Source organism: Pedobacter sp. Leaf216 (assembly GCF_001421515.1).
Lineage (GTDB): Bacteria > Bacteroidota > Bacteroidia > Sphingobacteriales > Sphingobacteriaceae > Pedobacter.
This window is the reverse complement of the sequence record NZ_LMKM01000023.1, coordinates 522,457-544,948: the sequence shown is the minus strand read 5'-3', so window position 1 is coordinate 544,948 and position 22,492 is coordinate 522,457. Positions and strand designations below refer to the sequence as shown.

Annotated in this window: 18 protein-coding genes; 12 read left to right on the top strand and 6 right to left on the bottom strand. The window is 37.4% G+C overall.

The annotated features are described in order from the left end of the window. Positions 1-139: 139 nt before the first annotated feature. A complete protein-coding gene (locus ASE74_RS17555; RefSeq protein WP_055911821.1) occupies positions 140-1,279 on the bottom strand; it encodes a 5-(carboxyamino)imidazole ribonucleotide synthase in 1,140 nt (379 codons plus the stop codon). Positions 1,280-1,333: 54 nt separating this feature from the next. Between ASE74_RS17555 and ASE74_RS17550 the strand changes: the two genes are divergently transcribed. Continuing rightward, a complete protein-coding gene (locus ASE74_RS17550; protein ID WP_055911818.1) occupies positions 1,334-2,524 on the top strand; it encodes an NAD(P)/FAD-dependent oxidoreductase in 1,191 nt (396 codons plus the stop codon). Positions 2,525-2,645: 121 nt separating this feature from the next. Here the strand turns inward: ASE74_RS17550 and ASE74_RS17545 are convergent, their stop codons facing one another. After that, entirely contained in the window at positions 2,646-3,362 is a 717-nt protein-coding gene (locus tag ASE74_RS17545) for a hypothetical protein (protein WP_055911815.1), read from the bottom strand. A 197-nt stretch (positions 3,363-3,559) separates the two neighbouring features. Between ASE74_RS17545 and ASE74_RS17540 the strand changes: the two genes are divergently transcribed. Next, positions 3,560-5,761 carry a radical SAM protein gene (locus tag ASE74_RS17540; protein WP_055911812.1) on the top strand — a complete coding sequence of 734 codons (2,202 nt, stop codon included), beginning with the start codon at positions 3,560-3,562 and terminating at the stop codon, positions 5,759-5,761. 159 nt (positions 5,762-5,920) lie between these two features. Next, positions 5,921-6,067: a hypothetical protein gene (locus ASE74_RS24790; RefSeq protein ID WP_157255465.1), complete on the top strand. Its 147-nt coding sequence runs from the start codon at positions 5,921-5,923 to the stop codon at positions 6,065-6,067. Between the two features lie 170 nt (positions 6,068-6,237). On the opposite strand, the gene ASE74_RS17535 is transcribed toward ASE74_RS24790, so the two are convergent. From ASE74_RS17535 to ASE74_RS17525, 3 genes are read right to left on the bottom strand one after another with little or no spacing between them, the layout of a single operon-like run. Then, positions 6,238-6,627, bottom strand: a complete 390-nt coding sequence (locus ASE74_RS17535; protein WP_055911809.1) for a type II toxin-antitoxin system VapC family toxin — start codon at positions 6,625-6,627, stop codon at positions 6,238-6,240. Next, on the bottom strand, positions 6,614-6,835 hold the full coding sequence (locus tag ASE74_RS17530) for a hypothetical protein (RefSeq protein ID WP_055911806.1): 222 nt from the start codon (positions 6,833-6,835) through the stop codon (positions 6,614-6,616). The genes ASE74_RS17535 and ASE74_RS17530 overlap by 14 nt, the downstream gene beginning before the upstream one ends. A gap of 41 nt (positions 6,836-6,876) precedes the next feature. Continuing rightward, a complete protein-coding gene (locus tag ASE74_RS17525; RefSeq protein ID WP_055911803.1) occupies positions 6,877-10,104 on the bottom strand; it encodes an amidohydrolase family protein in 3,228 nt (1,075 codons plus the stop codon). A 356-nt stretch (positions 10,105-10,460) separates the two neighbouring features. On the opposite strand from ASE74_RS17525, the gene ASE74_RS17520 reads away from it, so the two are divergent. The 9 genes from ASE74_RS17520 (at position 10,461) to rplT (ending at position 20,656) form a co-directional block, all read left to right on the top strand. After that, a complete protein-coding gene (locus ASE74_RS17520) occupies positions 10,461-12,353 on the top strand; it encodes an ATP-dependent DNA helicase RecQ (RefSeq protein WP_055911800.1) in 1,893 nt (630 codons plus the stop codon). 166 nt (positions 12,354-12,519) lie between these two features. Beyond that, on the top strand, positions 12,520-13,827 hold the full coding sequence (locus tag ASE74_RS17515; RefSeq protein ID WP_055911797.1) for an MFS transporter: 1,308 nt from the start codon (positions 12,520-12,522) through the stop codon (positions 13,825-13,827). Positions 13,828-13,851: 24 nt separating this feature from the next. Continuing rightward, entirely contained in the window at positions 13,852-14,589 is a 738-nt protein-coding gene (locus tag ASE74_RS17510; protein WP_055911794.1) for a (Fe-S)-binding protein, read from the top strand. A 443-nt stretch (positions 14,590-15,032) separates the two neighbouring features. Beyond that, on the top strand, positions 15,033-15,929 hold the full coding sequence (locus ASE74_RS17505) for a hypothetical protein (protein ID WP_055911791.1): 897 nt from the start codon (positions 15,033-15,035) through the stop codon (positions 15,927-15,929). Positions 15,930-16,115: 186 nt separating this feature from the next. Then, positions 16,116-17,204 (top strand): acyltransferase, encoded by a 1,089-nt coding sequence (locus tag ASE74_RS17500; protein WP_055911789.1) that lies wholly within the window; start codon positions 16,116-16,118, stop codon positions 17,202-17,204. Between the two features lie 289 nt (positions 17,205-17,493). Next, positions 17,494-19,419, top strand: a complete 1,926-nt coding sequence (thrS, locus tag ASE74_RS17495) for a threonine--tRNA ligase (RefSeq protein WP_055911785.1) — start codon at positions 17,494-17,496, stop codon at positions 19,417-19,419. A gap of 17 nt (positions 19,420-19,436) precedes the next feature. Then, entirely contained in the window at positions 19,437-20,006 is a 570-nt protein-coding gene (infC, locus tag ASE74_RS17490) for a translation initiation factor IF-3 (RefSeq protein ID WP_055911781.1), read from the top strand. Between the two features lie 29 nt (positions 20,007-20,035). After that, complete coding sequence (gene rpmI, locus ASE74_RS17485; protein ID WP_029279105.1) at positions 20,036-20,236, top strand: 50S ribosomal protein L35; 201 nt, start codon at positions 20,036-20,038, stop codon at positions 20,234-20,236. A gap of 75 nt (positions 20,237-20,311) precedes the next feature. Continuing rightward, positions 20,312-20,656, top strand: a complete 345-nt coding sequence (rplT, locus tag ASE74_RS17480; protein ID WP_025144714.1) for a 50S ribosomal protein L20 — start codon at positions 20,312-20,314, stop codon at positions 20,654-20,656. Positions 20,657-20,741: 85 nt separating this feature from the next. Here rplT and ASE74_RS17475 read toward each other — a convergent pair whose 3' ends face one another. Then, on the bottom strand, positions 20,742-22,355 hold the full coding sequence (locus ASE74_RS17475; RefSeq protein ID WP_055911778.1) for a discoidin domain-containing protein: 1,614 nt from the start codon (positions 22,353-22,355) through the stop codon (positions 20,742-20,744). Between the last annotated feature and the right edge of the window lie 137 nt (positions 22,356-22,492).

Below are 22,492 nucleotides of genomic sequence, written 5' to 3'. Positions count from 1 at the left end.
TGCTATTGCCACCTTGTTATCGGTTTCCCCTTCAGGGCCTTTGAGTTCTAGACGTTCGTGTATATCGTTTAATTTTTATTCTTTAAACTTTTTGTTTTTCCATCCTGCTATTAGTTCCCCCTTCAGGGGGCTAGGGGGCTTATGCCACTACTTTTAATGTTTTTTGTACAAAGCGTGCTTTTTCAATGGCTTTTTCCCTGTCAATATCCACTATGGTTACATGGCCCATTTTGCGGAAAGGTTTTGTGTATTTTTTACCATATAAATGGACATAAACACCATCTATTGCCAATATTTTTTCTAGATTTTCATATTTAGCTACGCCTTCAAAACCTTTCTCGCCAAGTAAATTAATCATAATGGCATTGGTAATGCTACTGGTATCGCCAAGTGGCAGGTTATATATAGAACGTAAATGTTGTTCGAACTGAGAAACATAATTGCCTTCTATCGTTTGGTGGCCACTGTTGTGTGGGCGGGGAGCAACTTCGTTAACCAACAATTCACCATCTTTACAAATAAACATTTCTACGGCTAAAATTCCGGTAATGTTCATGGCTGAGGCAATATTTTTAGCAATATTCTCTGCTTTTTGCTGCAAACTTTCGGCAAAAGTGGATGGAGAAATTAAAAATTCTACAAGATTGGCTTCAGGATTGAATTCCATTTCTACCATAGGGAAAGTTTTCATATCACCATTGGCATTACGGGCCACAATTACCGCTACCTCTTTGTCAAAATCAACAAGTTTTTCAATAATACATGGTGCATCAAAAGCTTTATCAAGATCAGCAGCACTGTTAATTTTCATTACACCTTTACCATCGTAACCATCTTTTCGCAATTTTAAAATGTATGGAAAATGGAAAAGACTGTTCTCCATATCTTCTTTAGTATTTACAATCTGAAAAGGAGATGTAGGAATATCGTTTTCTTTGAAAAATTGTTTTTGTACGCCTTTATCCTGTATTAAGCGGATTACCCTCGATTGTGGGAAAACCTTTTTGCCTTCTTTTTCAAGTTGCTCCAAGGCATCAATATTTACTTTTTCAATTTCAATGGTAATAATATCTGCTTTCTTTCCGAAATTATAAACGGTATCAAAATCAGTGATTGAACCATTTTCAAAATAGTTGGAAATATTTTTGCAGGGGGCATCAGGATCCGGGTCTAAAACTAATGTGGTTACGTTGTAATTTATGGCTTGCTGAATGAGCATTCTACCCAATTGTCCGCCACCTAAAATACCCAATTTTAATTCGCTAATCTGTTTTGCCATGCGCTTGAAAATAATGCTACTTTTGTGCAAAAGTAACCATAATAAATTTTATTGATGAATGCTGATGCAATAATTATTGGTGCAGGTGCCTGCGGATTGATGTGTGCGGTGCAGGCAGGCTATTTGGGTAAAAAAGTAATTGTACTGGAAAAAAATGAAAAGCCAGGTGCTAAAATATTGATTTCGGGCGGGGGAAGGTGCAATTATACCAATCAATTTGCATCTGCTGAGCAGTTTATATCGGCCAATCCGCATTTCATCAAATCGGCTTTTACACAATGGACGGTTGAGGATACCATTGGTTTTTTCGAAACCTACGGGATTACAGGCAAAGAAAAAACATTAGGTCAATTATTTCCTGATGATAAGAATGCTAAAGATGTTGTAGCAGTTTTTACTTCCATTTGTGCAGATTTCGGACAGGAAATAAGATGTAATGCTGACGTTAAGGATATCGAAATACTTCCTGAAGGCTTTAAAATAAGCTATGAGAAAAATGGAAAAACGATTATTTTAAAATCTGAAAAACTGGTAATTGCAACTGGTGGTTTGCCGATCCCAAAAATGGGTGCTACTGATTTCGCTTTGCGATTTGCCAGAAAGCATGAGCTTAAAATTATAGAAACTGCACCAGCATTAGTGCCGCTAACCATTACCGGTAAAGATGAAGAATGGTTTGCGCAGCTCTCCGGCAATTCTGTTTTTTGCGAAGTGAGCAATAATGAAATCTCTTTTGAAGAAAATATTCTTTTTACCCATTGGGGCTTAAGTGGCCCGGCAATTTTGCAGATATCTTCCTTTTGGAGAAGGGGAGAAACAGTTAATTTAAACCTGTTGCCTCATCAAAATATTGTTTCCTTATTGGATGACGAAAGGAAAAATAACGGTAAAACCTTATTATCTACATTATTAAATAGGATTTATACTAAGAAATTTACCGATGCTTTAGGTAAATTTTTGCCTTTAAATAAACCTGTTGCAGCCTTAACAAAATCGGAAATTGATTTAATTGAGCAAACCATTCATCATTTTAAAGTTAAGCCTGCGGGTGATAAAGGTTACGATAAAGCCGAAGTAATGCGTGGCGGGATAGATACGAACGAAATTTCTTCTAAAACGCTCGAGAGTAAAAAGATTCCAAATTTGTTTTTTGGTGGCGAATGTTTAGATGTTACAGGTTGGTTGGGCGGTTATAATTTTCAATGGGCCTGGGCGAGTGGTTTTGTAATCGCACAAAATATTTAACTGTAAAATTTTATAATTGCTTCACCTGTAGAAAGTTAAGAAAGTGATCAGTGTTTGGAGGTTCTTAGAGGGAAGCTAAAATAAACTCCGCAAGTTTCTAAAGCTTGTGAGGTTAGTTTCACTACAAATAAACATTAGGCATTACTTCCCATGCCCATGGCTTTTTAAAGGTTTTGAAAGTCCTCATTTGAGAAAAGTATAAAACCTCACTCGTTCTCCGGTTCGCAATATCTCTTCTGTGCAGGTTGCCAACGGTGGTAAATAATTCACGCGTTTTGAAATCGTAAATCCTTTCGGTCATATCGCCGCTGTTTTGGTTAAAATAAAGATTGATTGCACTTGTTAAAAACCAGTCTTTATTTTCGAATTTAAAAGTATAGCCCAATTCCCAACGCCACTCAGAGCCACCTTGAAAGCGCAGATAAAGTTGTTGATCTTTAATGGCAATTTGTTGTAGTGGATCGCCTAATTTACCTCCTTCTTCTGATCGAAGAATAAAGTCATTGTTCTGGGTTGATAAATGATACGCTCCTGATGATTTATCTTTAAAAAAAAGGGCCAATATTCTCGGCTTTTGCGTTTCTTTTATGATATCGGTATTGTTGTCGCCATAAACGCGTGTTTCATCTATTGGTTTGTTAAATTCAAAAACCAAAGCTAAATCATCTGTCGCATCATTGTTAAGGTCACCATAAACCCGATCAATAGCGGTCCAGTTGGCAGGTGTAAATTGTTCAGCAGAAGTACCTTGCGCTTTAATTTTAGGAAATACAAATGCTTTTTGCGCAAAGCTGATTTGCACGAAGAGCATCAGGAAGAAAAAACAAAAAACTTTCATTCAGGTAGAAAATGCGTTGATGTATTGTTAAAACGTTTACATAGCGGTTTTAGTTTAAAATTGCGTCATCGATTATTCACGCTGAATTTATTTTAGCATCTTTTACGCATAATAGACCTTGATCAAGATGTAAAATCCGGATAGGGTTACTACGCTATTAATAATTCCCGTACTTTTGCAAGAAAAAACAATCCTTCTTGAAAACCGATATACTTGCAATTACGCCACCATTTACCCAACTGAATACTCCATATCCAGCAACAGCGTATATAAAAGGTTTTCTAAACACTAAAAATATCAGTTCTACACAAGCAGATTTGGGAATTGAAGTTATTTTAAGGCTTTTTTCTAAAAAAGGACTGCAAGATTTATTTATCCAAACAGAAGATAATCTTCTTCCAAAAAGCGATAACTCGAAAAGGATTTTTGCACTCAAAAATGAATATTTAAAAACTATTGATGCTGTAATTGCCTTTTTACAAGGAAAAAACCCAACATTGGCTTTGCAGATCTGTAGTGATGATTTTCTTCCTCAAGCTTCTCGTTTTTCAACTTTAGAAGAATTGGATTGGGCTTTTGGTGCCATGGGTACGCAAGATAAAGCCAAACATCTTGCCACACTTTATCTCGAAGATATATCTGATTATATAGTTGAATGTATTGATGAAAATTTCGGTTTTAGCCGTTATGCAGAGCGTTTAGGCAGAAGTGCCAATTCGTTTGATGAATTATATGGTGCTTTGATAAAAGAGCCGACATATATTGATCGAATTCTGATTTCGGTTTTGAAAGAAAAGATTGAGGCCGTTCAGCCAAAATTATTTTTAATTTCTGTTCCTTTTCCGGGTAATTTGTATAGCGCATTCCGTTGCGCGCAATGGATTAAGGCAAACCATCCGGAGATTAAGATTTCTATGGGTGGTGGTTTTCCAAATACAGAGTTAAGGTCACTATCGGATGCGAGGGTTTTTGAATTTTTTGATTTCATCACTTTAGATGATGGCGAATTACCAATTGAACTTTTATACCATAATATCACACATCCTTTCCCAACAGAAGCACATTTTTATAAAAGAACTTTCTTGTTAGAAAACGGTAAAGTTGTTTACCGCAATGATGCCTTCAGAAACGATTACAAGCAGGCTGATGTAGGAACACCCGATTATACAGGATTATTGTTGGATAAATACATTTCAGTAATCGAAATTGTTAACCCGATGCACCGCATGTGGAGCGATGGACGATGGAATAAACTTACCATGGCGCATGGCTGTTATTGGGGTAAATGTACTTTTTGCGACATTTCTCTTGATTATATTAAGGTTTATGAACCTGTTGCAGCCAAATTAATTGTAGACCGTATTGAGGATTTATATGCGAAAACAGGACAAAATGGTTTCCATTTTGTTGATGAAGCTGCACCGCCCGCGTTAATGCGCGAAGTTGCCTTGGAAATCATCAGAAGACAATTGGCTGTAACCTGGTGGACAAATATTCGTTTTGAAAAAAGCTTTACGCAAGATTTGTGCTTATTATTAAAGGCATCGGGATGTATTGCTGTTTCTGGTGGATTGGAAGTAGCATCAGATCGCCTGTTAAAACTAATTGATAAGGGCGTAACAGTAGAGCAGGTAGCAAAAGTTACCCGTAATTTTACTGAAGCAGGAATAATGGTACATGCGTATTTAATGTATGGCTATCCTACCCAAACCATACAGGAAACAGTTGATAGCTTAGAAATGGTACGCCAGTTGTTTGAAGTTGGGATATTACAATCGGGTTTTTGGCACCAATTTGCCATGACGGCCCATAGTCCGGTGGGGATGTACCCGGAAAAATTTGGCGTGGTAAAGGATACTGAAGCAATTGGTTCTTTTGCCAATAACGATATAAACTACACCGATAAAACAGGTATTGATCATAATAAATTTAGCTTTGGTTTAAAGAAATCACTTTTTAACTTCATGCATGGAATATGTTTTGATTACGAACTTCAGGATTGGTTCGATTTCAAAATCCCTAGAACAAAAATTCCTGCCGATTTTATTGAGAAAGCTTTAAACAACGGAGATCAGTTTAACACCAAACCAACTGCAAAAGTAGTATGGATAGGTGGTAAGCCTGCCACCAGTTACTTTACAAAATCTAAAAAAGGCCATACCTGGGAAATGGCATCGCTTACCTTCCACGATAAAAAGGAAACTTTTACGGTACAAACCAATAAAAAAGAAGGAGAGTGGCTGAATGCTATTTTAGATAAGGTTTCGATAGATAATGAAAAGGTGCTTACTTTTCAAGAAGTTAAAATAGATTTTGAACAGGAAATGGAAAATTTCGAACTTTTTTGGTATTCAAAACCTATTAATACTTTGAGAGAATACGGTTTATTGGTTTTGTAAATTCTTATTATAAATCTTCATTTCGAGCGATTGCAACGAAGTCGACAAATCTATGTATGTCTATCTCTCCATTCCGCTGCGGTATGGGGAGGATGATCAATAATTTAAAGATGGAATCAGCCTTACATCTTCATTTTAAAATGTGTAAGGAAATAGAGGATGCAGATCAATATAATTGAATTTAAGATCAGCAATAACCAGGATGGCGTAGATTTCCGATCTTTAATCACCGCAATGAAAGAGGTGATAAAAGCCATCGCAATCAGTGCCAGGAATAAGTTTACCGTTTGTATCCCCAGAATGTAATAGCCGCTATAGGAAAATACAAGTATACTAAGTATTAAAAATATAACACAGGCAATGGTATAGCGCTTGTTGGGTTTCATATAAGCAAATTGTAAATAGATGAGGTGTTTAACTTATATTAAATGATTACCTATTTATTAAATAAATGCAGGCTTAAAGATTTATTCGACTTACCAAGCTAACGTTTTTAACCCTTCGATTTTTAAGAAATGTTTATCCCTTGTGCTTAGCTTTAGCTTGTGTTGTATTGCAGTAGATGCGATCCAAATGTCATTTTCAGGGATCGGAGTGCCTTTTCTTCTTAAATCTGCCTTAATTTTACCATAAATAAGCGCTGTTTCATCATCGATAATTAAAACTTCGTAAGCTGAAATTAGCTGTTTAATGTTGGAAATATTCTGCTGGATTTTGGTTGAATATTCAGTACCATAACAAAGTTCCCCAATGATAATAGAAGATAAGTATACTTCTGATTTATCAATATGATTTGCAACAGTAATATCTCCTTTAAATAATGCTGATATGATATTGGTATCCAATAAAACCCTATTTCCAGCCATCTAAGTCGATATTTCCACAATCTTCTTCAATGGCTTTATCAATGAGATCCATATCCGATTTTGAAATCAGCCCTATAAAATCATGGGCTGATTTTTTTTTCTCAGTCAGTACCGTTTTCTTTAAAACTTTTACAATATTTAAATCCTCCAAATCTTTTAGGAGTTGGTATGCCTTATTGTTATTAATCTGAATCAGTACTGTTTCCATAAATCAAATTTACTCAATATTAGGTTATTATGCTAAAAAAATTAATCACAATGTGGCACAGTAAAAGTCCAGGTTTCTGATTCTCCATTTGGAATAATATATCCATTTCCCCTGCTATTTTCAAACCATAACTTACCCCTTAATTTTTCTCTGGTACCTACCTCATTTAACGTAGCACTATCGTAAAGTCTGCCATTGATCATTACAAATTTAATTTTCTCCGAATTTCTGATATCATCCAGAGGATTGGCATCCATGATTACCATATCAGCAAGTTTGCCAACTTCTAGTGAGCCAATTTCTTTACTCATGCCTAAATAACCTGCTCCATTTAACGTTGCAGCCCTAATGGCTTGTAGCGGACTGAAACCACCTTGTACCAACATCCACAACTCCCAATGAGCACCTAAGCCCTGTATCTGCCCATGTGCACCCAAATTAACTTTTGTACCGCCATCGGCAATTTGTTTGGTAGCTTTTGCAATGTCGATGTGGTTATAATCGCTATATTCTGAAGTGGTTCTGCGCCTGGCCCTTGCATCTATTATGGAACGCGGAGTATACGTCATTAATTTTTCGTTTTCCCAAACATTGGTTCTGTCGTACCAATAATTTTCGCCCCATTGGCCACCATAAGCTACAATTAAAGTAGGGGTATAGCCAACTTCAGTATTGTTCCAAAGCGTAGTAACATCTTTATATACCGGCAAAACAGGAATGCTGTGTTCAATTCCGGTATGGCCATCGGCAACCATATTCATATTGGTGAAAAAAGTAGATCCACCCTCTGGCACCACTTCCATTTTTAACTGGCGCGCAGCTTCTAAAATTTGTTGGCGTTGCTCTCTGCGGGGTTGGTTGTAAGATTTTACTGAGAATGCACCTACCGCTTTTAATCTTCTCAAATTGGCTAAAGCATCATCCAAACTGTTAATTACCACTTTAAAGTCACCATCTGCACCATATAAAATTGATCCTGTTGAAAAAACTCTTGGTCCAACCATTCTACCAGCTTTAAGCATTTCGCTTTGGCTAAATACCATTTCTGTATTGCTTGATGGATCGTGTGAAGTGGTTACCCCAAAAGCTAAATTTGCCATATAACTCCAATCGTTTTGAGGGGTAATTCCATCCGGACTGGTGCGTAAATGCGCATGCACATCTACAATGCCCGGCATAATGGTTTTGCCATTCACATCAATTACTTTGGCATTGGCCGGAACATTTACGGCATCAGATTTTCCGATTGCCATAATTTTATTTCCATCCGTAACAATAGTTCCGTTTTCAATCACCTCATCACCTTTCATTGAAATGATTCTGGCACCTTTTAATGCCACTATACCCGTTGGGATATCGGATTTTAATACCAGATTGATGTCTATAGCCGAAGCTTCAGTTTTAGGGGTAGTGCCATCAAAATTAAAAGCACTGTTTACATCAACAGTAAAATATTTTGGTCCTAACGTCCAATGTAAATTTTTACTGTCGGCACTCCATTGAATATATGTTCCGCCATCGGTGGTTACTTTTGTAACTGGTATAGCTTTATTACCTGCAGATGCATCCTGTGCAGTACCAATATTGATCATTGGCGTAATGTAAACATTAAACAATTCGTTAAATGCTAACCGTTTATTATCCGGACTGATGACGAATTGATTGGCATATTGAGAGGTAAAATGCGTTCTTTCATTTGCACCATTCAAATCGATACTTTTTAAAGCTTTTTTGCCATCTGCATAACTTTGGAAGTAAATCCGGGTATCGGTATTGTTAAATTGCGGACGGATTCCATTATCTAAAACCAATGTTTTGGCACCACCGGTGGCTGGCATGATAAAAATACCCGTTCCACGACCATAATTATAGCCTAAAACATCGTTTCCGCTTCCTTTCCTAAAAACTATTTTATCGCCTTTGGTAGAGTATTGTGGCGAATAATAAAAGCCTTTTTCATCACTTAACGTAATGGTTTTTCCCGATTTTAGGTCGGTTCGTTTTATTGCTCCACGCAGTTCATCACTCCAGGTGGTATAAACTATGTATTTTCCGTCAGGACTAAAAGCAGGTTCAAATTCGAAATCCAATCCATTAGTTAACCTTTCTGGTGTTCCGGCTGGTAATTCTTGTTTGTATAAAAATCCGGCAGCGTTAAAAACAACAACTTTTCCATCTGGCGAAGTAGTTAATTGCCTTAACATCTTAGCCGAAAACTCATTATTATAAACCTGCTGCTCAAAATGTAAGGCTTTTTGAACGGTTTGAATGGTATTTGCCTGAAAAGGAATGGTGCTGTTGATCAATGTGCCGATTTCGGTTTTCCTGATTTTACCTTTTGCATAAAAAACGAGGCTTTTACTATCAGGCGTCCAGGCGAAATTTGGATATACGCCAAAAATAGCCCATGTTTCTTGCTGATCGTGCGATAAATCTTCATTTATAGGCCATTCTTCACCTGTTTTAAGGTTTTGTACATATAAAGTAGATTTTAACCTAACCCTTTTTACAAATGCAATCAAGTTTCCATCCGGAGAAACCTGTGGTCTGCACGCCCCTCCCTGTTCATCAATAAGGGTAATTAATCTACCTGTGGTTAAATCCAGCTGGCGGATAGCATAAATGGTACCATTGGGATCTTTACTGTATTCGAAATTAGGCCCCGGACTAACATCTTCACTAAAATAGAGATACCTGCCATCTGGCGAAACATTGGGCTCACCCGCATCTTGCTGATCGTTTTTACGTTTGGTTAGTTGTACACCATCACCACCGTTTATATTGTACATCCACATTTCGCCGGCCCCTAAAGAACGGCCTGCTGTAAAATGCTTTCTGGCAACTACGTATTCGCTATTGGGCATCCATGTGGCATTATTTAATAACCTGAAACTTTCTTTAGTTACCTGTTTTTTGCCAGAACCATCGCGGTTCATTATCCAGATGTTATCTCCACCGCTTTTATCGCTTGTGTAAGAAATATATTTTCCATTCGGGCTAAAACGAGGTTGAACATCCCAGGCCGCACCGCCACTAATTAATTTTGCACCACCACCGGTAATCGGCATTACGTAAATATCACCTAATAAATCAAAAACAATCTCCTGTCCGTCGGCACTTACATCGAGGTTCATCCAGGTGCCTTCATCTGTGTTTAGGGTGAAATTTTTTGTCGTTCCCTGGTATTTTTCAATGTCCCACTTTTTTTCCTGGGCAGTAGAATACAAAAATAATAGGGAAAGAGCGGATAGAAAATAGAGATGTTTCATTATGTAAGGGATAGTTATTTGAATAATTTGTATGGTCGTTTTGTTAAAATGTATTTATCTCAATATTGTGAGCATTTTTTACTTCTTTTAATAATTAGCTAAAGATCTTTATAAAGCATTATTTTTTATTAATCCAGGCTGTGCTGAGCGTTATCATGCTTTCAGACCCTTATTTGTTGATGGAAATTGAGACAGGGTGACGCAACTCCGTAGAGAATATGATTTTCAAACTGTATTTGTAACATGTAACTGTCTTGTTTAACAAAGTTATAATCTTTTATAGATGATTTTTTCAATTTATGGCAATAATAAATGGCGATTTTGGATTAAATGTATAGTTTTGATACTGCCGATTTATGACAGCAATAGAGATTTTACAAAAATATTGGGGACACCAGGCTTTCAGACCCTTACAAGAAGATATTATTTCTTCGGTTTTAGAGGGGAAAGACAGTTTGGCATTGTTGCCTACCGGTGGTGGTAAATCAATCTGTTTTCAGGTGCCTGCCTTGGTTAAAGAAGGAATCTGTATTGTTGTTTCGCCCTTAATTGCGCTCATGAAAGATCAGGTAGAAAACCTGAAAGCAAAAGGTATTGAAGCAATTGCCATTTATGCAGGGATGGGAAAACGAGAAATCGATATTTTACTAGACAATTGCATTTATGGAAAAATTAAATTTCTTTATTTATCGCCCGAGCGTTTACTGGCTGATTTAGTGCGTGTTCGCATTTCGTATATGAATGTAAACTTAATTGCGGTTGATGAAGCACATTGTATCTCGCAATGGGGTTACGATTTCCGCCCACCTTATCAGCAAATTGCTAAACTGCGCGAAATTCTTCCCAATGTTCCGGTTTTGGCACTTACTGCCACAGCAACTGATTTTGTACGAAAGGATATTGTAGAAAAACTGGAAATGAAAGATCCACAGATTTTTGTTAAAAGTTTTGCAAGAGATAATTTAAGTTATGTGGTTTTCGGTAATGAAGATAAGTATAAAAAACTGATTGATATTTGCCAAAATGTTAAAGGTACAGGCCTTGTTTATGTTCGTAACCGTAGGGAAACCGCAGAAGTATCGAATTTTATAAACCGCAACCAAATTAAAGCCGATTTTTATCATGCCGGACTGGAACGTGATGTGCGTTTCGCAAAACAAGAGGATTGGAAGAATAACAAAACCCGGATAATGGTGGCTACAAATGCCTTTGGAATGGGCATTGATAAAGCTGATGTGCGCTTTGTAGTGCATTTAGACTTACCCGAAAGTTTAGAGGCATACTACCAGGAAGCAGGTAGGGCAGGCAGGGATGAAAAGCGAAGTTATGCTGTACTATTGGCCAATAACGCTGATGTTTTAGGGCTGGAATCAAGGTATCTTGATAGCTTTCCATCACCAGATGAGATCAGAAAAACCTATCATTATCTTGGTAATTATTTCCAGCTTGCATTTGGTGCAGGAGAGGGTTTGACTTTTACCTTTGATATTGCTGATTTTTGTAAACGATTTAATATTAGTGTTTTAAAAACAATTTCTGCATTAAAATTCTTGGAACATGATGGTTACCTCACTTTATCTGAAAGTGTTTTTTTACCATCAAGGATTATGTTTATTGCCAGTCATGAAGATATTTACCGTTTCCAGATTGAAAATAAGGTTTATGATGGTATCATTAAAACAATTCTGCGTTCGCACGGTGGGGCCTTTGATGGTTTTGTTAAAATTAACGAGGCCGATTTAGCGAAGAAAACCGGATTATCCTATAAAGAAATCGTCGCGTTATTAAATAAGTTGCAAAGTATCGAATTGCTAACTTACATCCAGCAAACCGATCAGCCGCAGTTACAATATGTTAGATCAAGGGTAGATATGGATCATTTTGATCTGGATGTGAAATACCTTGACTTAAGAATGGAAATTTTACATAAGCAGATTAATGCGGTTGTTGGGTATGCTTCCTCACATCTATGCAGAAGCGTTCAATTGCTTAACTATTTTGATGAACATCATGCTACAAAATGTGGTGTTTGCGATGTTTGTTTAGCTGAAAAACGGGCAGAAAACCAGAACCAGATAGGAGATGAAATTGAGTACGAAATTGTTTCATTACTGCAACAGCAACCTTTAAATCTTGATGATTTGGTTACCAACGTTAAAAATGGAGCTGAAACAGAAAGAATTAATGCCATTAGAGAACTATTAGATGCCGGCAAGATTAAAACAGACGGGAAGAAGTATTATCTTTAGATGTGAGATGTGAGATGTGAGATGTGAGAGTTGAGAGGTGAGAGGTGAGAGGTGAGAGGTGAGAAAAATGCATCTCAAGTTAGCGATAAAATATTAGTTTTGTGATGAACTATTTAATCAGTGTTACCCAAACAATCAGTATAGTCTTCCGAGAACCGAAAAATAAATGATAGAAAAAGATAATAAGAAAACCATACGCTCCTGGGCTTTCTTCGACTGGGCAAATTCTGCCTATAATTTAGTAATTACTTCGACCATTTTTCCTGTTTATTACGTAGCAATTACCACAACAGAGGCGCATGGTGATGAAGTAACTTTTTTTGGTAAAACCTTTATTAATACCGTTCTTTCTAATTATGCGCTTGCTTTCGCTTACTTATTAATGGTAGTTTTGCTGCCTGTACTATCTTCCTATGCGGATGCAAAAGGCAAAAAGAAATTCTTCATGAAATTGTTTACCTATATAGGATCTTTTGCCTGTTTTGGTTTATTTTTCTTCAAACTGGAAACTTTAGAAGCCGGAATTATTTGCTTTGTGCTGGCTGCAATGGGCTATGTAGGCGGTGTAATGTTTAACAATGCCTATTTACCCATAATTGCTTCAACCGATAACCAGGATAAAGTAAGTGCCCAGGGATTTTCATATGGCTATGTGGGTAGCGTGATATTGCAGTTAATCTGTTTTGTTTTTGTGCTAAAACCCGAATTATTTGGAATTACGGATAAATCATTGCCGGCTCAAATATCATTTTTGCTGGTTGGTATCTGGTGGTTTTTATTCGCTCAGATTCCTTTTAAGGCGTTGCCTAAAGATGTGCCTAATCCAGGCGCAGTAAACAAGGGAATTATTAAAAGCAGTTTCGGTGAATTTGCAAAAGTGTGGAATCAATTAAGGCAAATGAAGTTTTTAAAAACATATTTAATTGCCTTCTTTTTCTATTCGATGGGTGTACAAACCATTATGCTTGCCGCTGCGGGTTTCGGCGCCAAGGTTTTAAAAATGGAATCGGGCAGTTTGATTGCCGTTATCTTAATCATTCAATTGGTGGCAATCTTAGGCGCATGGATGATGTCGCTTTTAGCCAAAAAAATGGGTAACATTAATGTTTTAATCATCGTAGTTTTGGTTTGGGTAGCTTGCTGTATTTATGGCTATTTTATAGTTAATTCTACTCAATTTTACGCCTTGGCCGCCATTGTAGGCTTAATTATGGGTGGTATACAATCTTTATCACGTTCTACTTATTCAAAGCATATTCCGGAAAATACAACCGACACTGCTTCATTTTTTAGTTTCTACGATGCCACAGAGAAATTGGCAATCGTAATTGGCCTGTTTAGTTTTGCATTTATCGAAGGTTTAACACACAATATGCGCCAATCCATCATCGCTCTGGCATCATTTTTTATAGTGGGATTGGTGGTTTTAGTATTCCTGAAAAAAATCGAGCGCAATGAAACCGCAAAATTGTAAGTTTGCAGACTAAAGAATTTGTTGATGAAAGTAGAATTGTTTGTTCCCTGTTTTGTAGATCAGTTATATCCCGAAACCGCTTTTAACACTTTAAGGCTGTTAGAAAAATCGGGCTGTAACGTTACATATAATTCAAAACAAACCTGTTGTGGGCAACCTGCGTATAATGCTGGTTATTGGGATGAAGCTAAGGAAGTTGGTACAAAATTTTTGAATGATTTTACCGAAAATACCTATGTAGTGGCACCTTCAGCTTCGTGTGTAGGAATGGTTAAAGGTGGTTTTAATGATCTTTTTACCAATACCATTGTGCACAATAAATGCCGTAGTTTGCAATCCAACATCTGGGAACTTTCTGATTTCCTGGTAAATGTTGCCAAAAAAGATTATTTCGGAGCTGAATTAGAAGGAAAAGCTGTTTATCATGATTCGTGTAGTGCATTACGTGAATGCAAAATTAAAGATGAACCTCGCCAGCTACTTGCTAAAGTGCATGGTTTGGAAATGATCGAAATGGAAGATACGGATATGTGCTGCGGTTTTGGAGGAACTTTTGCCGTAAAATTCGATGCCATTTCATCTGCTATGGCCGAGCAAAAGGTTAACCATGCTTTAGCACAACAAGCAGATTATATTATCTCGACCGACTTATCTTGTCTTTTACACCTTCAGGGTTACATCGAAAAAAATAACCTCGCCATTAAAACCATGCATATCGCAGATGTATTGTGTAATGGCTGGTTGGAGAGTACAGAATATTAACCTCCAGCCATGGTCTGTGTCCTCACAGACCATCATTATCATTATCAAAAATTTCGGTCTGTGAGGACACAGACCGAGGAGAAATAATTTAAACCTCGCAGGTTTTTAAAACTTGCGAGGTTTTATTTTAAAAGAACCACAGTTTTTTGTTAAATAAACCTGACCGTCAGCGTTATCTCGATTTAAAGATCAATTTTTAATTAAAGAGTATGTTCAATCGGGATTAAGCAGAGGGCAGGACTACTGCAACCAAAGAACCACTGCAATTGCTTTTCAAAAAATAAGCTCTATTGTAAAAAATAAATTACATCTTCCTTTAAACACCCTGTCCAGCGAATCCATCCATTGATTTTAACACAATTTAACAGCTTTACGTAACAAGCAGCAATATCTTTGTTAAACCTTTTAAAAGCTTTCGTATCTAACAAGAAAACAAAATCATAATGAAAAAAATATTCATCGCTTTACTTGGAGTTATGTTCATTGCAGGTTATGCAAATGCGCAGAAAAAAACTTCCGGAGCAATTCAATTCGAAAATACAATCGATCCGGCGGCTATGGCTTCGGCCAGCGGTATACAATTAACCGATCAGATGAAGGCGAGGATGCCATCATCAAGCAAAAGTAATTTCGAACTGTTATTTACGGCTACAAACGCGAGTTATATGCCAGTAGAAGAAACTGAAGATAGTAATGGTGCAGGTGGTGGCGGTGGTGGCATGGGCCGTATGATGATGCGTTTTGGTGGTGGCGGTGGTAATCGTGAGTATTATTATACATTCGCCGATAAAGGACTTACGGAAGTATTCGATCTTAACGATACCACTTATTATATGCCAAGTAAATTAACTTTGGCAAGTTCAGGGCCAATTAGCTCGTTTAGAATGGGTGGTGGTAATTCTAACGATACCACTAAAGCAAAGCCTGCTCCGGCACCAACAATTGAAGTGGTTAAAACAGATTCGACCAAACAGATTATTGGTTTTACTTGTCACCAGGCCATTGTTAGATCTACCAGGGCAATTAAAATATTGGATATGGATAAAAATGTAGTGGAAGAAACCAAAATCTGGTACACAAAAGATTTGGGCTTCGATTTTTCTCCCAACCCAAATATGTGGACAGAAGGTGCGGTATTAGCGATTGAGGGTAGAGGCAATAGCTCGATTGCAAAAAGTATAGAATATAGAAACGTAAGTTCGAAAGATGTAACTGCACCTAAAAAAGCAAAATTGATTACTGCTGAAGAATACAAAGCTAAAATGGAGAACATGATGAAACGTTTTAGACAAAACAGACCAGGTGGTGGAGGTCAAATCAGATCTTTTGGTATAAATTAATTTATTCTATAAAGTTTACCAGATAGAATAGCGTAAAATATAACCACACCCAGTAAGATGGGTGTCGTAAGCCCTGAAGTTTTAAGCCTTTAGGGCTTTTTTGTATCATTTTTGAAATCCTTGGCTTTAGTTTTTGCTGCTAAATGAAGAATAACTATTATTGGGGCTTTCAATAATCTGACCAAGGTGATAACAACGGAAAACAAGACCAACTTACTTGCAACAAAACAACATTTCGAAATTTTAGATGGATTACGGGGCGTAGCCGCAATTGTGGTAGTAATATACCATTTTATGGAAATCGCCATTAATGATTACAATAAAAATTTCCTTTCACATGGTTTTCTTGCGGTCGATTTCTTTTTCTGTTTATCAGGCTTTGTAATTGCCTATGCCTACGATACCAGGGCACCACACATTGGGCTTATGCAATTTTTTAAATTGAGGTTAATCCGTTTGCATCCACTTGTTGTTATTGGTTCAATTTTAGGTTTGCTCACTTTTTTATTCGATCCCTTTAGCGATTTTTATCCTGTTTATGGCTTTGGAAAAACTTTATTACTGTTTTTAACATCCGCATTTTTAATTCCATATCCGGTTATGCCCGAAAGGTACACCAATCTTTTCTGCTTAAATGCGCCTGCCTGGTCGTTATTTTGGGAATATATTGCGAACATCTTTTATATTCTTTTGTTGTATAAACTCAATAAAAAGGTGTTGTTTGCACTCGTTTTGGTTGGCGCAGCATGCATTTGTTACGTAGCTTTAAAAGTTCTCAATTCGAATTTGAGTGGCGGCTGGGGCGGACAAAATTTTTGGGATGGAGGCGTTAGGGTACTTTATTCATTCTCTGCCGGAATGCTCGTTTACCGATTTAACTGGATCATTAAAAATAAACTGGGCTTTTTAGGTATGATTGTACTTTTACTTGCGGCCTTTCTTTTCCCTTATAGAGATGCTTACAACTGGATTACCGAACCTATAATTGTACTGTTTTATTTTCCACTATTGGTAGCTTTGGGTGCCGGGGCAACATTAAATCATGGATCAAAAAATCTTTGCAAACTATCTGGCGATATATCTTATCCTTTATACATGACTCATTATCCGTTTGTTTGGGTATTCCTCACGTATGTTGCCGTGGTTAAACCAACTATGTCAACTTTGTGGGTGGTAATTCCTGTATCGGTAATGCTTTTAATTATTTTAGCTTATCTGATCATGAAGTTTGTAGATATTCCATTGCGTAAATATTTGAAAACTAAATTTTTATAAGTCGGTACTTGCCAGTATTCAATCTTTACCCTTAACTTATTTCAGGGTAAGTTTTTAGGTCAGATGCTAAATCAATCTAGCATGACAATTTTGTTAGGCAGGCGTGAAATAATCAAGTCAACAAATAATTAGTAGAGGCCAAGTTAATCTAAAATTACCGTGTTCAAGTGTGTTTTTAGAATCTTCACCTTGCTTTTTAGTCTGAAAATGCTTACATTTGCACAAAATAAAATCACATTGTAAGTGATCTTTAAATCTTTTTTATTTAAAATTTAAATCATAGTTGTAGATGATTAACATTACTTTACCTGACGGCTCCGTTCGTCAGTATGAAAAGGGCACTTCTGCCTACCAAATTGCATTGTCAATTTCTGAGGGTTTAGCCCGTAACGTATTAGCCGCTGAGGTTAATGGCGAAGTTTGGGATTCAACAAGACCAATCGAATCTGATTCATCAGTGAAATTATTGACCTGGAATGATACTGCCGGAAAATCAACTTTTTGGCATTCATCCGCTCACTTAATGGCTGAGGCTTTAGAGGCACTTTATCCGGGCACCAAATTTGGTATCGGTCCGGCAATTGAAACCGGTTTTTATTATGATGTAGACTTTGGCGACCGTGAATTTTCTTCGGATGATTTCAAAGCCATTGAAACCAAGATGATCGAACTGGCTAAACAAAAAGAAACTTTTGTGCGCGAAAGTGTAAGCAAGGCTGATGCGGTAAAATATTTTACCGAAAAAGGCGATGAGTACAAACTCGATTTGATTGATGGCCTTGAAGATGGTAAAATTACTTTTTATACCCAGGGTTCGTTTACCGATTTATGCCGTGGGCCACACATTCCAAATACAGGTTTTGTAAAAGCAGTAAAACTGATGAATGTAGCTGGCGCGTACTGGCGTGGCGATGAAACTAAAAAACAGTTAACCCGTATTTATGGCGTAACTTTCCCTAAGGCGAGCGAGCTTACCGAATATCTTTTGATGATCGAGGAAGCTAAAAAACGCGATCACCGTAAATTGGGAAAAGAGTTGGAGTTATTTGCCTTCTCAGAAAAAGTAGGCATGGGCTTACCTTTATGGTTGCCTAAAGGAACTGCTTTGCGCGAGCGTTTGGTTAATTTTTTAACTAAAGCACAAGCTAAAGCAGGCTACGAGCAAGTTGCAACCCCACACATCGGGCATAAAAATTTATATGTAACTTCTGGTCACTGGGAAAAATACGGTAAAGATTCATTCCAGCCGATTAAAACCCCGCAAGAAGGAGAGGAGTTCTTTTTAAAACCGATGAACTGCCCTCACCACTGTGAGATTTACAAAACAAAACCACGTTCTTACAAAGATCTTCCAGTCCGTTTTGCAGAGTTTGGTACCGTATACCGTTACGAACAAAGTGGCGAGTTACATGGTTTAACCCGTGTACGTGGTTTTACTCAAGATGATGCTCACTTATTCTGTATGCCTGAGCAGGTGAAAGAAGAGTTTAAAAAAGTAATTGATTTAGTGCTTTATGTATTTAAATCATTAGGTTTTGATAGCTATACCGCACAGGTTTCATTAAGAGATCCGGAGAATAAGGCAAAATATATTGGTTCTGATGAGAACTGGAGACTATCTGAAAATGCAATAATCGAAGCAGCCGCAGAGAAAGGCTTAAATACTGTTGTAGAATATGGCGAAGCTGCATTCTATGGCCCTAAGCTTGATTTTATGGTGAAAGATGCTTTGGGTAGAAAATGGCAGTTGGGTACCATTCAGGTAGATTATAACTTGCCAGAGCGTTTTGAATTGGAATATACTGGTAGCGATAACCAGAAACACCGACCGGTAATGATCCACCGTGCGCCTTTTGGTTCATTGGAAAGATTTATTGCCGTTTTGATTGAACATTGCGCAGGAAACTTCCCGTTATGGTTAAGTCCGGAACAGTTTATTGTACTTCCTATTTCAGAAAAATATGAAGAATATGCAAAAAAAGTTTTAGATGAACTAAATAATTCCGATATTCGCGGGCTGATTGACTTTCGTGATGAGAAAATCGGTCGCAAAATACGCGATTCGGAAGTTAAAAAGATCCCATACATGCTCATTATCGGTGATAAAGAAATGGCAGAAGGAAAAGTTTCTGTCCGTAAACATGGTGAGGGAGATTTAGGCGAAATGACGTTGGAAGAATTCAACAATTTATTAAGAAAAGAAATAACAGTTTAAATTAAAATAGTACAAATTTGGCATTAGGAAGACCAGGATTTAACAGGGGACCACGTCCGCCTTTTAAGAAAAAAGAAGCAGAGCATAACATTAATCAGTATATAAAATCGCCCGAAGTGCGTTTAGCTGGCGATAATGTTGAACCGGGGATTTATCCTTTGGCGAAAGCTTTGGCGCTTGCTGATGAACTGGAATTGGATTTGGTAGAGATTTCTCCAAATGCCGTACCACCGGTTTGTAGGATTATTGATTACAGTAAATTTGTTTACGAACAAAAGAAAAAGCAGAAAGAAATTAAATCAAATGCTAAACAAACTGTAATAAAGGAGATCCGTTTTGGTCCTAATACCAACGATCACGATTTCCAGTTTAAATTGAAGCACGCTATAAGCTTTTTAGAGAACGGTGAGAAGGTAAGGGCTTATGTGCATTTTAAAGGTAGAGCAATTGTATACAAAGAGCAGGGAGAAATTTTATTGTTAAAATTTGCCCAGGCTTTGGAAGATGTAGGAAAAGTAGAGTTATTACCTAAATTAGAGGGTAAAAGGATGTTCCTTACAGTTGCACCTAAAGTAGCAAAAAAATAAAAATAGGTTTATAAATTAAAAAACAGGTTATGCCAAAAATGAAAACCAATTCCAGTGCTAAAAAGCGTTTTTCGCTTACTGGAACAGGTAAAATCAAAAGAAACAACGCATACAAAAGTCACATCTTAACAAAGATGAGTACTAAACGTAAACGTGCCTTAGGTCAAGCAAGTATCGTATCTGATGCTGATATGGGTAACGTTAAACGTATGCTTTGTATCGGAAAGTAATTTATTAATTCACCAGGTATCAGGCTTTAAGTTTCCGGTTAAACGGAACGCCGCTTGCCAAAAAACAACAACAACATGCCACGTTCGGTAAACGCAGTAGCTTCGAGAAGAAGAAGAAAAAAAATCCTTAATCTAGCCAAAGGCTATTGGGGAGCAAGAAGTAAGGTTTATACTGTTGCTAAAAACACAGTAGAAAAAGGTTTGCAATATGCATACCGTGACCGTAAAGTTAAGAAAAGAGAATTCCGCGGATTGTGGATCCAACGTATCAACGCTGGTGCACGTCAACACGGTATTTCTTACTCTCAATTGATCGGTAAATTAGCTTCAAAAGAAATCGGTTTAAACCGTAAAGTATTGGCTGATTTAGCAATGAATCACCCAGAAGCTTTCAAAGCTGTAATTGATGCAGTAAAATAGAAATTTTCGCTTCGGCGACAATCATATTTAAAAAAAGTCCTGATGTAAATCAGGACTTTTTTTTGTGGCTTAGTTTTTTGAAAATCTAATATAATCCCAGTTCTGCTAAGCTGGCAAACTGTAAACCATCCTGTGCCGTATTTAAAATCACCTTGAAATACTGGAATGTTTTTGCACTGCCAAAATCAAAGTATTGTGGTCCGTTTACATTTTGTGCCACATAATTATTAACGGAAGTAAAGTTTACCCCATCTGTACTGGTTAACAGTTCAAAATTCTTTACCGCCCTGCTTAAGCCACTTCTTTGTATTAAACTTAAGCCTGTAGCTGTTTTTGAAGCACCCAGATTAATTACGATTGTATGCGGATAACTTGTTGCCGAACTGCTCCACCTCGAGTGCCAGTAGGTGCTTATGTTGCTATCAATCAATCTTGCAGCTCTACCATTTGTTGCGCCTTCGCCACTGGTTTCTTCAGAACTGAATGAGGCAACGCTCCATCCGGTTTTACTCAGCTCATTTTTGGTTGAGAAAGTTAATACAGGTAAACCACCCGAAAACGTATAGGAATAAATTTGTTCTGTTACAGTTCCATTATCGTGTACCAACTTTACTTTCAACTCGTAGGGTATGCCGTCTGCTTTTTCCTGTAAATCGGCAATAGGCATTACTACCCTGAAGCTATCTGTGCCGATTTTTTTCGATTCCCAGGTGATGGCATTGTAATCGTGGTTTACGCCGGTGCCTTCATTGTTCACATTGGGGTCGTTATAGTATAAAATACTGGTTACGTTACCCGTTGATGTAAATTTTCCAGATACAACAATTGATGCTAATGAAGTGGAATAGCTGGCGGATATTTTATTAATATTGCTGGTTACTGCACCATAATAGGTATTGGAATTGTTGTTGAAAACCTGATTGGCATTTAAAATAGCGGCATCAGCAGCGGTTAAAAAGGTAGGGCTTTTACCTAAAGTTCCATTACCGGCCCACATCAATGCCATGCCAAGTGTTGAGTTTTCGGAAACTTTTTGTCGGTTATGCGGCAAATTTAATCCATGACCAATCTCGTGAACCATACCACCGAACCAGACGCTGAAACGGTTTCCCACAGCAGTACTCAAACCAAGGTTGGCAATATCCATTTCTTCGTAATCAAGTGCATAACACCATCTTCCGGTACCATAAAACGGACCTCCACTTGGTGTGCCATTTGTGCCGATAGAATAACGTGGAATAATAATTAACGTGTGATCGCTGGTTTTATCTGCCGGATGGGCTGCAAAGTAAGCATTTACCTCACTTGCCACTGCACCGTTCCCTCCGGAGTAAGGATAGCTGGCTTTTGGCAAACTCCCTCTTATGGTTAAAATTTTTACTCCTCCGGCTCCATCATTAACAAGGCCAAAAGTTTTGTTTCCATAACCATTGCGGTTCATTTCCTGTTTGTACCAGTCTTGGGTCCACAATAATAGATCGCTCAATCTTTTTCTATAACCGGCAAGGGTATCAAGATCATTGGGCACAAAATACACAATATTTACATTGCGGCTTTGGGTAATAATGTTGGTAGTGGCCAGCTTTTGGCTTAAGGTGGGTGTTTTTTCTTCCGTTTTTAGCGTTTCGGCTTTTTTACAGGAAAAAGTAAGCAAACAGGCTGAGACAATGCCTGTTAAGAGTAGACTGTTTTTTTTCATAAGATAATTTTAGGTTAGGGTTGATAATATTGCAATTGGTTATTTGTCTTTATTATTTTGCTGAGCCCAGCCTCTTGCCAATAAATCAGATATATTATGTCTGATTATGCCATCATTATTTGCCAGTCCAGGCCGCC

Bases quoted from the DNA above. Each gene is read 5' to 3' on its own strand.
- ASE74_RS17555 (WP_055911821.1), bottom strand. From the start codon at position 1,279: ATGGCAAAACAGATTAGCGAATTAAAATTGGGTATTTTAGGTGGCGGA.
- ASE74_RS17550 (WP_055911818.1), top strand. From the start codon at position 1,334: ATGAATGCTGATGCAATAATTATTGGTGCAGGTGCCTGCGGATTGATG.
- ASE74_RS17545 (WP_055911815.1), bottom strand. From the start codon at position 3,362: ATGAAAGTTTTTTGTTTTTTCTTCCTGATGCTCTTCGTGCAAATCAGC.
- ASE74_RS24790 (WP_157255465.1), top strand. From the start codon at position 5,921: ATGCAGATCAATATAATTGAATTTAAGATCAGCAATAACCAGGATGGC.
- ASE74_RS17535 (WP_055911809.1), bottom strand. From the start codon at position 6,627: ATGGCTGGAAATAGGGTTTTATTGGATACCAATATCATATCAGCATTA.
- ASE74_RS17530 (WP_055911806.1), bottom strand. From the start codon at position 6,835: ATGGAAACAGTACTGATTCAGATTAATAACAATAAGGCATACCAACTC.
- ASE74_RS17525 (WP_055911803.1), bottom strand. From the start codon at position 10,104: ATGAAACATCTCTATTTTCTATCCGCTCTTTCCCTATTATTTTTGTAT.
- ASE74_RS17520 (WP_055911800.1), top strand. From the start codon at position 10,461: ATGACAGCAATAGAGATTTTACAAAAATATTGGGGACACCAGGCTTTC.
- ASE74_RS17515 (WP_055911797.1), top strand. From the start codon at position 12,520: ATGATAGAAAAAGATAATAAGAAAACCATACGCTCCTGGGCTTTCTTC.
- ASE74_RS17510 (WP_055911794.1), top strand. From the start codon at position 13,852: ATGAAAGTAGAATTGTTTGTTCCCTGTTTTGTAGATCAGTTATATCCC.
- ASE74_RS17505 (WP_055911791.1), top strand. From the start codon at position 15,033: ATGAAAAAAATATTCATCGCTTTACTTGGAGTTATGTTCATTGCAGGT.
- thrS (WP_055911785.1), top strand. From the start codon at position 17,494: ATGATTAACATTACTTTACCTGACGGCTCCGTTCGTCAGTATGAAAAG.
- rpmI (WP_029279105.1), top strand. From the start codon at position 20,036: ATGCCAAAAATGAAAACCAATTCCAGTGCTAAAAAGCGTTTTTCGCTT.
- rplT (WP_025144714.1), top strand. From the start codon at position 20,312: ATGCCACGTTCGGTAAACGCAGTAGCTTCGAGAAGAAGAAGAAAAAAA.
- ASE74_RS17475 (WP_055911778.1), bottom strand. From the start codon at position 22,355: ATGAAAAAAAACAGTCTACTCTTAACAGGCATTGTCTCAGCCTGTTTG.